The following is a 15,381-nucleotide window of genomic DNA, read 5'->3' as shown; positions in this document are numbered from 1 at the left end:
GATGGATGCAATCAGCAAAATCAGTGAATTTCAGAAATTTGGCTGGGTGCTGGGGCTGGAACGAATGAATGTGCTTCTTGAAAAGCTGGGCAATCCTCACGAGGATTTAAAAGTGCTTCACGTTGCAGGAACCAACGGCAAAGGCTCTGTCTGCAGGTATCTCTATGAGATTCTGCAGGCAGCCGGCTACCGGTGCGGGCTGTTTACTTCGCCTTTTCTGGAGGTATTCAACGAACGAATCGAATTTGACGGCAGCTTTATTTCCGATGCGGATTTGCAGCGGTGCAGCGACGTCGTCCTTGCAATGACAGAAGAAATGGTTGCAGAAGGTCATGAATCACCGACAGAATTTGAAGTGATTACAGCCGTTGCTTTTCTCTATTTCAAAGAAAAGAATACGGATTTTGTAGTGCTGGAAGTAGGACTTGGCGGTAGGGGCGACTCCACCAATGTAGTAAAGCAGCCGCTTTGCAGCATTATTACCTCTATTTCTCTGGACCACACAGACAGGCTGGGCGAGACCATCGAGGAGATTGCTGCAGAAAAGGCGGGAATTATCAAAGAAGGCTGTCCGGTTATTACCGGTGTAGAAAATGAGGAAGCCATGTGGGTACTGAAGCACAAGGCCATAGAAAAGCATACGCCGATTTTTGACGCACTGCAAAGTCCGTGTGAAATTCTGGAAGAAACGGTAGAAGGTACTCACGTTCGTGCTGAAGTCCTAAAGGAAACCTATGAGTTTACGGTTTCTATGGTTGGGCGCCATCAGGTGCAAAATGCGTTGACAGCACTGACTGCAATCGCTCTGTTAAATAAACGAGGAGATTTCACAGTTACTGATGAACAGATTGCAGAGGGCTTTAAGCGGGCAAAGCAAATCGGACGCTTTGAAATCATGGAAAAAGAGCCTTTTGTAATCTTAGATGGCGCTCACAATCCGGGTGGGGCAAAGGCGCTGAAAGAAACCGTCCTTCGCCACTTTAAAGATAAAAAAATCCTCATGGTGACCGGTATTTTAGCAGATAAGGAAGTGGAGGAAGTTCTAGACTCCTTTATGGATATAACTAAGGATTTTATAGCCACAGAGCCGGACAATCCGAGAAAACTGCCGGCAGAAGAACTGGCAGAAAAGATGCAGAAAAGGGGAGGTCATGTCCACCGCTTTAGCAAGGCAGAAGAGGCGGTCAGCTGTGCGCAGGGGTTATACGAAGCGTATGATGTAATATTATTCACAGGTTCATTATATTTGATTGGAAAGATTAGAGGACTTATCAATGAAAAAGGAGTCAGAGAAACTTAACAAGATTATTTTATTTTATAATCCAAATTCCGGAAGCGGCATGTTCAAGAACAATCTGGACTATATCATCGGTCGCTGCCAGGACGCAGGTTATCTGGTGGTGCCGGTGCGGGCGGCTCACGGTACAGTGATTGCTGATTTTTTGGCGGAAATCAGCAGAGAAGGCACGCAGAATGAATACAGGCAGATTATCGCTGCCGGAGGCGATGGCACCATCAATGTATGTGTTAACGCTATGATACGAAATGATATCTATCTGCCGCTGGCGATTTTTCCTGCAGGAACGGCGAATGACTTTGCGTATTACTTCAATATCCCCGGCGATATAGAGCGCATGGTGGACATCGCTCTTGGGGATAATTATACCTATGCCGATGTGGGAAAGGTCAACGACCGTCACTTTATTAACGTGGCAGCCATGGGGCAGGTTGTGGACGTCAGCCAGAAGACCGACCCAACCTTAAAGAATACTATCGGTATTTTGGCATATTATCTAAAGGGACTGTCCGAAGTGCCTAACTTGAAGCCAATTAAGGTGACTCTGACGACGCCGGAAAAAGTTTACCGCGAAAAGATGTATTTTATGGTGGTGATGAACGGAAAATCGGCAGGCGGTTTTAAGAAAATCTCACCGGATTCAGAGATTAACGACGGACTTCTCGACGTCATTCTGTTTAGGAACATGGGACTTTTGGAAATGCCAGGGGTTTTCGTGAAAATTTTACAAGGAAACCATCCGTCCAGCAAAAGAGTGCTGCATTTTCAGACCAACAGCCTGAAAATAGAAGCGTCCAGCGATTTACCGACGGATATTGACGGTGAACACGGTGAAAAACTGCCGCTGACTTTCAGCGTTTTGCACAATCGACTAAAAATCTTTACTTTGGAAGACAATATGGGAGAGGAAACGATATGATGCGTTTGATTTTGAGACAGACAGATGCGTATGAGAAATTGGTTCAGTTTTTTGTTGAAAATGAGCTTGAATTTGATGGTGATGAGGAAGTGGATACGGATATCGTAAGATGCTTTGAAATTGTCCACGGTGCAGAGGAACACCTGGTAGGTGCAGTGGTTCTCGCAAAGAGAGAAGGCCGCTATATCATCGACGGCATTGCGGTGGATGCGCCTTATCGCAAGTTGAAAGTGGGCAATATACTGCTGCAGAAGGTGATTGATACGGTGAAGGAGCTTGGTGGGGATAGTCTTTATCTGGTAGCAAGAGCGCCAGGATTCTTCCGCGCTAACGGCTTTACTGCCATCGATCCGGAAACAGCCCCTAATTTCTTCGAGTGCAAGTACTGTCCGCAGTATCAGAAGAATTGCCACCCAGAGGTTATGAAACTGGAGATTGCATAAATGGATTTCGATTATGACAGAATTTTGCAGGGCATTTTAGATATTGGAGAAGAGATGGTCTGCTGCGGTGCAGAAGTTAGTCGTGTGGAGGACAGCATTTTGCGCATGTGCGAAAGCTACGGCGCAGAGCGGATTAATGTGTTTATCATTACCTCCAACATTCAGGTAACTATGGAAGCACCAGACGGCAGAATTTTGACCCATATCAGAAGACTGATTCGCTATGATACTAATTTCGATCGCCTTGATTATCTCAATAATTTGAGCAGATATATCTGTGCGAATAAGCCGGACGTTTGCGAACTTCGACAAAAATTTGATGAAGTTTTGGCGCGTCCTAAACAGTCTGTTTGGCTGCATTTTATCGGCTGCATGCTGGGAGCCGGAGCTTTTGCCGTGTTCTTTGGCGGCAGTATCAAAGATGGCCTAGCGTCATCGCTGATGGCGATTGTTATGGTGCTCTTTGAGTTGTTTTACGCAAAGCAGGAAAAAAATCAGATTGTATATCACTTTGTAGCATCGGTGGTTGCAGGTATTTGTGCGCATGTTTTTGTAGCGCTGGGCATTGGAGATCATGTGGAAATGCTCATGATTGGCGGAATTATGCTGCTGATTCCGGGCATTGCATTGACCAACGCAGTGCGTGATATGCTGACAGGGGATATCGCTTCGGGGCTTTTACGCCTGTGCAATTCTCTTTTAATAGCAGCAGCTATTGCCTGCGGCTTTGCCCTGACTATTATACTCCTTGGAGGTGTCTTATGATTGTACAGCTGATTGTTGCTTTTCTGGGATCTATTGGATTTGCACTTATGCTGAAAATAAAAGGCAGGCAGGTGTTGTATGCAGGTATCGGAGGGCTGGTTACATGGGGCATTTACCTTGCCTGTTTTGAATGGCTAGGCAGCAATTTTGAGGCAAATCTTATTGCATCTGTCTTTGTAGCAGTTTACGCAGAGGTTATGGCGCGGGTAAATCGCGCTCCTGCGACGATTTTTCTGACTGCTGCAGCAGTGCCGCTGATTCCCGGAGGTAGACTGTATTATACCATGTATGGTCTTGTCAGCGAAGACAAAGCCATGTTTGCTGAAAATGGAACCGCAGCAATTACAATTGCTCTTGCTATTTCGCTGGGGTTTGTAATTGTGACGGTGATGAACAAGTACTGGAATAAAGCTGCAGCAGCTTGGCGCAAGGATTCTTAGAAAAGGACCTTACAAAACTGTAAGCAATCTGTAACGAATATCTATGGAATACCCTTTTCTCATGGGATACAATGAAAGTATCAAATGGGAAAGGGGTGTTTTTTTTGAGAAAGCTATTTAAGGTTTGTTTGGTACTGGCGCTTGCATGCAGCATTGCTGCAGCGCCGACAGTATACAGGGGCTATCAGCTGTACAAAACTGCGGTGGAAGAAGTACCCCTGGAAGAGAAAGTTTCTGAAATCAGAGAACGTGACGATTATGTACCTCTGTCAGAGATGTCCGATTATTTTGTGGAAGAGATTATAAAGTCTGAGGATAAACGCTTTTCCTGGCATTTTGGCATAGATCCTCTCGCTATTGCAAGAGCAGTAAAAAACGACATCATTGCGGGAAGCTTTGTAGAAGGTGGAAGCACAATTACGCAGCAGCTTGCAAAGAATATGTATTTCGATTTTGAAAAGGTTATGGAGAGAAAGGTAGCGGAGGTCTTTGTAGCGTTTCACCTGGAGTGGGATTATTCCAAAGATGAAATCCTGGAAATGTATTTAAACTGTATTTATTTTGGGGAAAACTGCTATGGAATTAAGGAAGCGGCCGGCTATTACTTCGGCAAGACGCCGGATACGTTGACTTCGGCGCAGGCAGACAGTCTTGTTTATACTATAAAATGCCCTAATTTATATAATCCGGTGGCACTGGCAGGGGAAACTAGCTAATTGGCATACTTTCTGCGTCTCAGAATACAATGTACTAATGTGAATTTCTGGGAGGGAAAATATGATAAATACGACGGACAGTAATAACCCTACAAACATAGCATATATTCGGGGTGAAATCATAGATGGGCTGAAGCTGAATCATAAAACATATGGGGAAGCATTTTATACTTTTGAGGTGGGCATTGCCAGAAACAGCGGATACGAAGACCAAATTATTGTCATGGCTTCCGAACGGATTTTGAACACCATGCAGATTGAAGTCGGCATGTGGATTGAGGTACAGGGGCAGATTCGCACGTATAACGAAGATGTAGACGGTCACAACCGCTTAAATATTGTAGTCTTTGCAAGAGATATAGCTGAGGCGGAGGAATGCTTTGAACCTCTGAATCAGATTTATCTGGAAGGTTATATTTGCAAACCGCCTCTTGGGAGGACATCGCCTTTGGGGCGCAAAATCTGCGACATTATGCTGGCGGTCAACCGGCTTTACAACAAATCCGACTACATACCGTGCATTGCATGGGGTCGAAATGCGGTGTACTCATCAAGTCTTGAAGTGGGGGCAAAGATTGCCCTTCACGGAAGAATTCAAAGCAGGCAGTATAAGAAAAAATGTGAGGACGGCGATGTGATGGTCAAAACTGCCTTTGAAGTGTCTATTTTACAGATGGAAGAAGTGTAAACTGTTCTTTTCGTGAATTTCATGGATTTGAACAGAATTAGGTTGAATAGTCCATCTTTGTTGTGATACAATAATACGGTATTTTCAAAAACCGAAAGGAAGTGTACACATGTTTAACAGAGAAGGCGCAGATAACAGCACCTATAACGTAGAGAATTTTGAATTTATTAAGAAATCCTCTCCAGTTGTGGGGAATCTGATTGAAAAGGAATATAACAGACAGAAGAACAACATTGAGCTGATTGCTTCAGAAAATTATTGTTCTGAGGCGGTACTGGCTGCTTGCGGAAGCTGTCTTTCCTGGAAGTATGCAGAAGGCTATCCTTATGTGAGAACCTCCGGCAACACCAGCAGATACTATGGCGGAACCAAGTTTGTCGACGAGCTTGAGGAATACTGCTGCGATATGTGGAGAAAGGTATTTGACACCGATTACCACGTAAACGTGCAGCCACACAGCGGCTCTCAGGCAAACTTTGCAGCATATAAGGCAATTTTGCAGCCGGGGGATACCATTTTGTCCCTGAGTTTGGATAACGGTGGACATTTGACTCATGGATCCGGCGTCAACTTCAGCGGAAAGCTTTACAACATGGTATTTTACGATGTAGATGAGAATGGATTCATCGATATGGAAGACGTCAGAAAGAAGGCGCAGGAATACAAGCCGCAGCTGATTCTGACTGGTGCTTCCGCTTATTCCAGAATCATCGACTTTGCTGCTTTTGCTGAAATTGCAAAGGAAGCAGGGGCTTATTTTATGGTGGATATGGCGCACATCGCAGGTCTTGTGGCAGGAGGCGCACACCCGTCTCCGTTCGGTCATGCGGATATCGTAACCACCACAACCCATAAGACTTTGAGAGGACCAAGAGGCGGTCTGATCTTTGCTCGTCAGGATTTAGCAAAAAAGGTAGACAGCGCGGTGTTCCCTTATGCCCAGGGCGGTCCGTTGGAACACGTAATCGCAGGAAAAGCAGTCTGTGCAGAGGAAGCACTTCGTCCGGAATATAAGGAATATGCAGCGCAGGTTGTCGCTAACTGCAAAGCCTTTGCTGATGAATTCCTGAAACTGGGTTACAAGATTGTAACCGGCGGCACTGATAATCATGTATTTCTATTAGATTTACTGGAATTCCCGTTCAGCGGTAAGGATTTGCAGGATAAATTAGATGAAGTCGGCATTACCCTGAACAAAAATTGCGTGCCAGGCGAGAAACGTTCTCCGAAGGAAACCAGTGGTGTTAGAATTGGTACAGCGCCGATGACCACAAGAGGCTACAAGGAAGAGGATTTCAGAGAAGTAGCCAGAAAGATTGACGCAGTAATTAAAGAAATGCTGTAAAACAGCAGATATTTTAAATTAAAAGAAAGAGGACTGCTTTTGCACGGGAATTTGTGCATGAGAGCAGTTCTCTTTTGTATATGAAATTTATCAATCAGATTGTACAGTAATATAGGGGTAGGGGGTATATTTTTTGAAAAGTTGTGCAGGGAAAAGTTTTATAGTATTGATTTGCACAACTCTTGGCGGTGTCGGTTGTGCAAAATAGTTTTCTGAAGACTATCCTGCACAACTTCCAACAGACAGATCTGTATTTATCGTGGAATACAAACAGAAAGTTGTGTAAAACAGGCGGGAAATACCTATGATTGCACAACTTTTTTGCTGTTAAACGGTAAAAAATTGAAACGTTGTGCAAGACATCACTTATAGCATTAGTATGCACAACTTTTATGGTTGTCGGTTGTGCTAATAAGCGAAACATGGCTTCCTTTGCACAACGGTAACGTAGTTTTTGGTTCTATGTTAAATGTTGAGGTCGCTTCCTAACATTTATTATAGAATCCTTCCATTTCTTGCATAAAACATGGAATTGTGTTAAAATAAATTATGTATGCTCACGCGACAGCGAGCTAGGAGGAACAGAATGAAAATTTTATTGGACGGTATGGGTGGCGACCACGCGCCGGAAGTTATTGTAGAAGGTGCAGTTGCAGCAGCAAAAGAGATTAAAGATCAGATTACGATTATTGGCCATGAGGATAAAATCAGAGCTTGCCTTGCTAAATACGGGACCATTTCTGAAAAGATAGAGGTCATTGACGCAAGCGAAGAAATCACCAACGATGAAGCTCCTGTCAAGGCGGTTAGAACTAAAAAGGATTCTTCTATTGTCAAGGGTCTTAACATGGTGAAGAACAAAGAAGCGGATGTGCTCCTTTCGGCAGGAAGCACCGGGGCACTTCTGGCAGGAGGACTTTTTATTCTGGGAAGAATTCAAGGAATCGACAGACCGACCCTGGCAACAGTTTATCCAGTCATCGGCATGCAGCCGTCTCTTTTGGTAGATACCGGCGCTAACGCAGAGTGCAAGCCAGGCAATCTTTTAGAGTTTGCCACTATGGGCAGCATTTATATGGAAAAGGTTTTGAAGAGAGAGAACCCGACTGTAGGACTTGTCAATAACGGAACAGAAGAAGGCAAAGGTACTACTTTGACAAAGGCTGCCTATGAACTGCTTTCAAAGAGTAATCTGAACTTTATCGGCAGCATTGAGGCAAGAAGTCTGCAGGATGGCATTTGCGATATCATCGTTACAGATGGTTTTACGGGGAATGCAATCATTAAATTGACAGAAGGTATGGGTTTGATGGTACTTCGCGAGATGAAGCGCAGATTTCTGTCAACGACTAAGTCCAAACTTGGTGCGGTTCTTTTGAAAGATCAGCTTTCAGAAATTAAAAAAGAGTTTAACTACGCAGAATATGGTGGGGCGCCGCTTCTTGGCGTAAAGGGAGCCCTTCTGAAAATGCATGGCTCTTCTGATGCTCTGGCCGTAAAGCAGACCATCATGAAGGCAATCCCTTATGTGGAGGAAAATGTGGTAGATACCATACAGAATTCAGTTTTGGAGATTGAGGAGATACTAATCAGTGAATAACGGAGATTTTGAGAAGAAAATCCAATATATATTTAAAGATAAAGAACTTTTGAACAAGGCGCTGACCCACAGTTCCTTCTGCAGAGAGCATGGAACTGAGGTTAAAAATAACAACGAGCGGCTGGAGTTCTTAGGTGACGCTTTTTTTGACGCAATTATTAGTGTGGAGCTTTATAAGCTTTTGGAAAAAGTGGATGAAGGAAAACTGACTAAAACCAGAGCTCTTATTGTCTGCGAAAAGTCTTTGGCGCAGGTGGCAAGACGCCTTGACATTGGTGCATATTTGAATATGGGAAAAGGCGAAGAACACTCTGGAGGCAGACACAGAGAATCCATTCTTGCTGATGCAGTGGAAGCTGTAGTAGGTGCTATTTATTTAGATGGCGGTTTTGAAGAAGCCTTTCGCTTTGTTTCAAGAGAGTTTGCGAAGACTATTGAGGATGCCCTTGCAGGCAGAATATTTACCGATTATAAGACGCAGGTGCAGGAAGTTCTGCAAAAACGCGGAAAGAAGATTATCATTTCCTATCACCTGGACAGAGAGGAAGGTCCAGATCACGATAAAACCTTCTATGTCCATCTGTCCTGCAATGGCAAGGTGCTGGGGCGCGGGTCAGGCAAAAGCAAGAAAGAAGCGGAGCAAAATGCCGCAAGAGAAACCTTTCATCTGTTGTCAGAAAATCAGTTCTGATAAAGGCATGAAATTAGTATGAGACAAAGAAAAACATAACTTAGTAGAAAGAGGAAAGGTCAGTATGTATTTTAAGAGGCTAGAAATGCATGGGTTTAAATCCTTTGCAGAGCCGGTAGTTATAGAGTTTCACGAGGGTGTAACTTGTATCGTAGGCCCCAATGGAAGCGGAAAAAGTAATATCAGCGACGCCATCAGATGGGTTCTCGGCGAACAGAGCCCGAAAGCTCTTCGCGGCGGAAAAATGGAAGAAGTTATCTTTGCAGGGACAGCCAGCCGTAAATCACGTGGGATGGCTGAGGTTACTTTAGTAATTGATAATTCGACAGGTATTTTGAACATCGACTATAACGAGGTAGCCATTACCAGAAGAATGTATCGCTCCGGCGAAAGTGAATATCTTATCAACAATAATCAGTGCAGACTGAGAGATATCAGAGAGCTGATTATGGATACCGGGATCGGCGTTGACGGATATTCTCTCATCGGGCAGGGTAAAATTGCAGATATTGTCAGCAACAAACCGGAGAGCAGACGAGAAATTTTCGAGGAAGCTGCCGGTGTTGTCATGTACAAAAGCAAAAAGGCAGAAGCTGAGAGAAAGTTGGAATCCACCGGCAATAATCTTGATAGAGTCAACGATATCGTTTCAGAGATTGAGGGACGAATCGATGGGCTTCGGGAAGACAGTATTAAGGCAAAGGAATATCTGGAGCTGAAAGAGCGCTATCGTGATTTAGAAATCAATATCACACTGAAGAATATAGATAATATTCTGTCCAGGAATGATATTTATCAGAAAGACATTGCAGGACTTTCTGAAGAACTTGCGGAAATCACTGAGAAGAAGAAAAATATCGACAAGGAAGCAGAAGCCGATAGAGAAAAGAACGAACATCTGGAACAACTGGGCAACGAAGCCAGGGACAAGCTGTTACATATCGTGGAAGAGATGAACCGCCGCAGCAGCGAAAGTCAGTTGAGCAAGGAGCGCCTTTCCGGTATCGAAAAGGACAGCGCCAGATTGACAGGCGAAATTGAGGAACTGTCGGGCCGTCTTTCACGCGAAGAAGAAAATAAGGCGCAGCTTGAAAAATCTAAAGAAGAGATTGCGCGGAATCATGAAGAGGCAGCAGCACTGCTGCAGGAGCAGGTGACAGCACACAGTGCTTTGACACGTGAGGCTTCTGAGCTGACTGATACCATTGATAACAGCAGAGAAGAAATGTTTCGCCTGCATAATTTGAATGCTTCTAAAAAAAGTGAGGTAAAGAGTTACGAAAGTATTCGTGAGACTTTGCAAAAGCGCAAAGAGCAGCTCAATGAGGAAGCAAATGGTGCGGCAGAAAGCCAGGAAGAAAGCAATGTAATGCTTGCAAAGGCAGAGGCTGAAAGCCGTCAGAATGAGCAGTTGCTGGCCGAAATCAAGGCGAAGATTTCGGCACTGACGGAGGAAAGAAAACAGCTGGAACTCCGAAGAAAGATGAGCGGTGCCAGAGTTGAGGAACTGAAGCTTTCCGGCAGTCAGAAGGTTGCCAGAAAAAAGACCATTGAAGAGATGGAAAACAATTATGAAGGCTATAACTATGCGGTAAAGTATATCATGCGCAGCGGACTTTCTGGTATTTCCGGCGTGGTTGCCGAGCTGATGGAGGTTCCAACAGGACTTGAAGTTGCTATAGAGACGGCACTTGGAGGACAGATGCAGAACATTATCTGTGATGATGATGCCAGTGCAAAACGTGCCATTGCAAAACTGAAAGAAAATAAAGCGGGACGTCTTACTTTTCTTCCAGCTGCTTCTATAAAAGGAGGCAGGGCAAAGATTGATCAGCGGATTGCTGCCGATTCCGGTTATAAAGGTCTTGCAGCGGACTGCATTACCTGCAGAGATGAATACAGAAATATATTTGAATATCTGCTGGGAAGAGTTGTAATTGCAGCGGATATGGACGCCGCAATCAGACTTTCCAAAATTTCAGGAACCGGACTTCGTTTTGTAACGCTGGATGGAGAAATTATCAATGTCAGCGGCGCTATCACCGGCGGTAAATTCAAGAACAAAACGGCTAATCTTCTTGAACGGCGCAGTGAAATTACGACTTTAGAGAGAGAAATCGAAGCCTTGAGAGCAGAACTTTCAGAAGCTGCGGAGGAGAACCGCAAAGCGGCAGAAAAAGCAGAGGTTCTTGACGGTGAACTTGCAGAATTACGTCAGCGTCAGAGAGATACAGAATTGAAACAGGTATCCTTTGCGGGCAGAATTACTGCGCTGAAAGATGCGCTTAACCAGATTACAGACAGCAGCGCAAGGTTTGCGCAGGAGCTTTCTTCCATTGAGAAAGACAGTAAAGACGCTGCGGCAACAGTAGAAACTCTCCTCGGAGAAATGAGGCAGGCGGAAACTCAAATTGAGACTCTAAATCACATGATTGAGGAAGCTATGGCTGCCTACGAGACCAAAAAGGCTGTCATTGATGAAGCAAGCGAAGGTATTACAAAGACCAGAATTGCCGCTACAGAATGGGAAAGCAAGAAGAACAATATAGAGAGCTTGCTTACGAGAATTTCTGAGACAGCAGAGGATTATCGTTTTCAGATTGAAACAAAAGAAAGACAGCTTTCAGCGCTGGGAGAAGAGAAGAACAGACTGCTCTTTGGCACAGACGGCGCAGAGGAAGATATCGCAAGGCTTGCAGAAGAAAAGCAAAATACAGAAAACTATATCGAAGAGGTCGGAAGTCAGAGAAGCCTTTTGACTGAAAAGCTCAGCAGTGTAACCAAGGAGCAGCAGGGATATAACGAGAGACTGAATAGCTGTCAGGATCAGAAATATCAGCTGGAGATCAAGGTTGCAAAGAACGAGACGCAGCTGGATACGCTGAAAGAAAGACTCTGGGAGGATTTTGAGATTTCCTATGCACAGGCAGTAGATTTGCGAAATCCAGATTTTGTCATGAGCACTTCTGTAAAGGAAAGCAGAGACATCAGGAATAGAATCAGAGAGCTTGGTGAGGTCAACGTGGGTGCCATCAAGGAATACGAAACGGTAAGTCAACGCTACGAGTTTTTGACAAGCCAGCGGGCGGATATCATTACCGCTATGGACGAGCTGCGGGGTATCATCGCAGAGATGGATACTACCATTAAGACTAAGTTCAAGGAGAATTTTGATCAGGTTGTGGAGCGCTTCGAAGTCATTTTCCGCGAGTTATTCGGCGGCGGTCATGCAGAACTTCGAATGGAAGATGAGAACAATCCGCTTGAATCAGGAATTGATATTATTGCGCAGCCGCCTGGCAAGAAGCTGCAGAACATCAATTTGATGAGCGGTGGTGAAAAAACTATGACTGCTATTGCACTGATGTTTGCGGTATTGAAAACAAAGCCGACGCCGTTCTGCATTTTGGACGAGGTAGAAGCAGCACTGGATGATGCTAACATCGATAGATTTGCAAAATACCTGCGCAGATTCGATAACATTCAGTTTGCGCTGGTTACCCATCAGAAGGCAACTATGGAGCATGCAGACGTGCTCTATGGCGTAACCATGCCGGAGCAGGGAATTTCCAAGGTTCTCAGTCTGCGTCTTGGTGATGATTTTGCATTATAATTTGGATTAAGTAAAATACGGTGAAAACCGGAAAGGGATAAATTTATGGCATTATTTAAAGAGAAAAAAGGTTTTTTTGGTAAATTGTCTGAGCGAATCGGCGATGCCATCATGGGGAGACCGGAGATTGATGAAGACCTGATGGATGAACTGGAAGAAATATTAATTACATCGGACATCGGCATGGATACTACCATGAAAATCATGGAAAACCTGAGAGCGTATATCAAGGAAAACTACATCACAAAGCCTGAGAATATCAAGGAAGCGCTTGCCAAGGTCATTGCACAGCTGATGGACAAAGGTGAGAGGAACAAACTTTGCGCAGATACGCCTTTAGTGATTCTGATGATTGGAATTAACGGCGGCGGAAAGACTACGTCCATTGCAAAGATTGGGCATAAGCTGAGAAGCGAAGGAAAGACCGTACTGCTGGGTGCGGCGGACACATTTAGAGCAGCAGCAGGAGAGCAGCTTGAAATCTGGGGACAGAGAATCGGCGTCAACACTGTGCGCCACCAGGAGGGGGCAGACCCTTCGGCAGTTATATTCGATGCTATTCAGTCAGCAAAGGCTAAGGGCATGGATGTGCTGATCTGTGATACTGCAGGGAGACTGCAGACCAAGAAAAATCTGATGAACGAACTGGAAAAGATGAACAAGGTCATTTCCAGAGAGTTTCCTGAGGCAGCAAGAGAAACTCTGCTGGTGCTGGATGCAACTACAGGTAAAAATGCTGTTTCTCAGGCACAGGAATTTAACGAAGTGGCAGAAATCACCGGTGTTGTGCTGACGAAACTGGATGGCACAGCTAAGGGCGGTATCGCCATCACTATTGCGGATGAATTTGACCTTCCGATTAAGTATATCGGTGTAGGCGAGGGAATGGAAGACCTGAAAGAGTTTGATCCGTTAGAATTTGCGGGAGGAATTTTTAGTGAGTAAACCGATAGTAGCCGTAGTGGGCAGACCAAACGTTGGAAAATCTACCTTTTTTAACAGAGTGGTGGGCAGACGAGTTTCCATCGTAGAGGACACCCCCGGCGTAACCAGAGATAGAATTTATGCGGAGGCAGAGTGGAACGGCATTCACTTTGCATTAATTGATACCGGTGGTATTGAGCCTGATAGTGAAGATGTGATTCTTTCTCAGATGCGAGAGCAGGCGCAGACAGCTATGGATATGGCTGATGTAATACTTTTTATGGTAGATGGAAAAGAAGGTCTGACCCATGCCGATAACGAAGTAGCGATGATGCTGAGAAGAACCGGCAAAAAGGTCATGCTTCTTGTTAATAAAATTGATAATCCAAGAAATCTGCCCGATGATTTCTATGATTTTTATGAGCTGGGAATTGGCGAGCCTATCGCTATTTCTGCAGCCAATATGCTCAACTTCGGCGATGTGCTGGATGAAATTGTGGAGAGCTTTCCAAAGGGTCTTGATGAAGATGAGGAGGATGACATTAAGGTTGCCGTCATCGGAAAGCCAAATGTAGGAAAATCCTCTCTGATCAACTGCCTGATTGGAGAAAAGAGAGTTATCGTTTCTCCAATTGCAGGAACGACCAGAGACTCTATCGACACACCTTTTGAGTGGGGCGGCGATCAGTATACCTTAATCGATACGGCTGGTATTCGCAGAAAGAGCAAAGTCAACGAAGATATTGAGCGCTACAGCGTGATTCGCGCCGTTGCAGCTATCGAGCGCTGCGACGTGTGTCTTCTGATGATTGATGCAGAGGAAGGCGTGACTGAGCAGGATAAGAAAATTGCAGGCGTTGCTCACGAGGCAGGCAAGGGCATAGTTATTGTCGTCAACAAGTGGGATCTGATTCAGAAAGAAACCAACACGATGCGCGACTTTAAACGGGAAATCGAGGCAGAACTTCAGTTCATGTCCTATGCGCCGATGGTATTTATTTCTGTCAAAGATAAGCAGCGGGTTTTTGACGTCATCAAGATGGCAAAGTACGTAGCGGAAAAAAGAGCCCTGCGGGTGCCGACCGGTCAGCTGAACAGTCTTGTTACCGATGCGACCATGATGAAACAGCCGCCATCGGATAAGGGAAAAAGGCTGAAAATTTACTATGTAACCCAAGTAGGTGTAAAGCCACCGCTGTTTTCCTTCCAAATTAACAAACGGGATTTAATGCACTTCTCCTATGCCAGATATCTGGAAAACAAAATCAGAGAAGGCTTTGGTTTTGAAGGAACCTCAATCAAGTTTGTGTTCAGAGAAAAAGGAGAGAAGGAACAGTAGTGGAAAACTTACAGTTTGTCATCGTTATTATCATTGCCTATTTCCTTGGAAATATTTCCCCGGCAACGCTTCTTGCCAGAGCGGTCGGTAAGGATATCAAAAAAGAGGGAAGCGGCAATGCGGGAACGACCAATGCCCTTCGCGTACTGGGAAAAAAAGCAGCGCTGATTACGCTGATTGTAGACATCGGCAAAGGATTTATTGCCGTTAAGATAGGATTTGCATTTGCTGCGCCACCTGCAGCAATGTTCTGCGCGCTAGCGGCATTTGTGGGGCATATTTGGCCTATCGTGTTTAAATTTAAAGGCGGAAAGGGCGTGGCCGTTGCCTTTGGCGCGATTCTTGGCGTCAACTGGCAGCTGGCACTTCTTGCGCTTTTAGTGGTGGCTATCGTGGTGGCTTTGACCCGTATGGTATCCCTTGGGTCTATCACAGCAGCAGCTTCATTTCCTGTGTTTGCATATTTTATGGAGCCGGACTTTTTCTATATCGGTATTGTCATGGCGGCGCTTTTAATCTATGCACATCGTGGAAATATTAAACGTATCGTAAAAGGTGAGGAAAGCAGGCTCAGCTTGGGAAAGAAAGCTGACAAGTAGCT

At 44.9% G+C, this 15,381-nt stretch carries 14 protein-coding genes; all 14 read left to right on the top strand.

Features of this window, described 5'->3' with window-relative positions; genetic code table 11:
- The first annotated feature begins 1 nt into the window (after position 1).
- The 14 genes from D1151_RS00510 (at position 2) to plsY (ending at position 15,379) form a co-directional block, all read left to right on the top strand.
- Complete coding sequence (locus D1151_RS00510) at positions 2 to 1,300, top strand: folylpolyglutamate synthase/dihydrofolate synthase family protein (RefSeq protein ID WP_161907565.1); 1,299 nt, start codon at positions 2 to 4, stop codon at positions 1,298 to 1,300.
- Positions 1,275 to 2,216: a YegS/Rv2252/BmrU family lipid kinase gene (locus D1151_RS00505; protein ID WP_160202244.1), complete on the top strand. Its 942-nt coding sequence runs from the start codon at positions 1,275 to 1,277 to the stop codon at positions 2,214 to 2,216. Before D1151_RS00510 ends, D1151_RS00505 begins: the two co-directional genes overlap by 26 nt.
- Positions 2,213 to 2,659, top strand: coding sequence for a GNAT family N-acetyltransferase (locus D1151_RS00500; protein ID WP_160202243.1), 447 nt, complete (start codon positions 2,213 to 2,215; stop codon positions 2,657 to 2,659). Before D1151_RS00505 ends, D1151_RS00500 begins: the two co-directional genes overlap by 4 nt.
- A complete protein-coding gene (locus tag D1151_RS00495) occupies positions 2,660 to 3,424 on the top strand; it encodes a threonine/serine exporter ThrE family protein (protein ID WP_161907564.1) in 765 nt (254 codons plus the stop codon).
- The gene (locus tag D1151_RS00490) at positions 3,421 to 3,864 is read left to right on the top strand and encodes a threonine/serine exporter family protein (protein WP_160202241.1); all 444 of its coding nucleotides are present in this window, start codon (positions 3,421 to 3,423) and stop codon (positions 3,862 to 3,864) included. The genes D1151_RS00495 and D1151_RS00490 overlap by 4 nt, the downstream gene beginning before the upstream one ends.
- Positions 3,865 to 3,968: 104 nt before the next feature.
- Entirely contained in the window at positions 3,969 to 4,580 is a 612-nt protein-coding gene (locus D1151_RS00485; RefSeq protein WP_161907563.1) for a biosynthetic peptidoglycan transglycosylase, read from the top strand.
- 61 nt (positions 4,581 to 4,641) lie between these two features.
- Positions 4,642 to 5,268: a single-stranded DNA-binding protein gene (locus D1151_RS00480; protein WP_161907562.1), complete on the top strand. Its 627-nt coding sequence runs from the start codon at positions 4,642 to 4,644 to the stop codon at positions 5,266 to 5,268.
- Positions 5,269 to 5,377: 109 nt separating this feature from the next.
- The gene (gene glyA / locus D1151_RS00475; protein WP_160202238.1) at positions 5,378 to 6,613 is read left to right on the top strand and encodes a serine hydroxymethyltransferase; all 1,236 of its coding nucleotides are present in this window, start codon (positions 5,378 to 5,380) and stop codon (positions 6,611 to 6,613) included.
- A gap of 586 nt (positions 6,614 to 7,199) precedes the next feature.
- The gene (plsX, locus tag D1151_RS00470) at positions 7,200 to 8,213 is read left to right on the top strand and encodes a phosphate acyltransferase PlsX (RefSeq protein WP_161907561.1); all 1,014 of its coding nucleotides are present in this window, start codon (positions 7,200 to 7,202) and stop codon (positions 8,211 to 8,213) included.
- On the top strand, positions 8,206 to 8,904 hold the full coding sequence (gene rnc / locus D1151_RS00465) for a ribonuclease III (RefSeq protein ID WP_160202236.1): 699 nt from the start codon (positions 8,206 to 8,208) through the stop codon (positions 8,902 to 8,904). The genes plsX and rnc overlap by 8 nt, the downstream gene beginning before the upstream one ends.
- A gap of 64 nt (positions 8,905 to 8,968) precedes the next feature.
- Entirely contained in the window at positions 8,969 to 12,517 is a 3,549-nt protein-coding gene (gene smc / locus D1151_RS00460; protein ID WP_161907560.1) for a chromosome segregation protein SMC, read from the top strand.
- 45 nt (positions 12,518 to 12,562) lie between these two features.
- Positions 12,563 to 13,462 (top strand): signal recognition particle-docking protein FtsY, encoded by a 900-nt coding sequence (gene ftsY / locus D1151_RS00455; protein ID WP_160202234.1) that lies wholly within the window; start codon positions 12,563 to 12,565, stop codon positions 13,460 to 13,462.
- Complete coding sequence (gene der / locus D1151_RS00450; protein ID WP_161907559.1) at positions 13,455 to 14,780, top strand: ribosome biogenesis GTPase Der; 1,326 nt, start codon at positions 13,455 to 13,457, stop codon at positions 14,778 to 14,780. Before ftsY ends, der begins: the two co-directional genes overlap by 8 nt.
- Positions 14,780 to 15,379 (top strand): glycerol-3-phosphate 1-O-acyltransferase PlsY, encoded by a 600-nt coding sequence (gene plsY / locus D1151_RS00445; protein ID WP_161907558.1) that lies wholly within the window; start codon positions 14,780 to 14,782, stop codon positions 15,377 to 15,379. The genes der and plsY overlap by 1 nt, the downstream gene beginning before the upstream one ends.
- Positions 15,380 to 15,381: the final 2 nt, after the last annotated feature.

It is taken from the genome of Emergencia sp. 1XD21-10 (assembly GCF_009936045.1).
Lineage (GTDB): Bacteria > Bacillota > Clostridia > Peptostreptococcales > Anaerovoracaceae > Senimuribacter > Senimuribacter intestinalis.
This window is presented reverse-complemented; position numbering and strand designations above follow the sequence as displayed.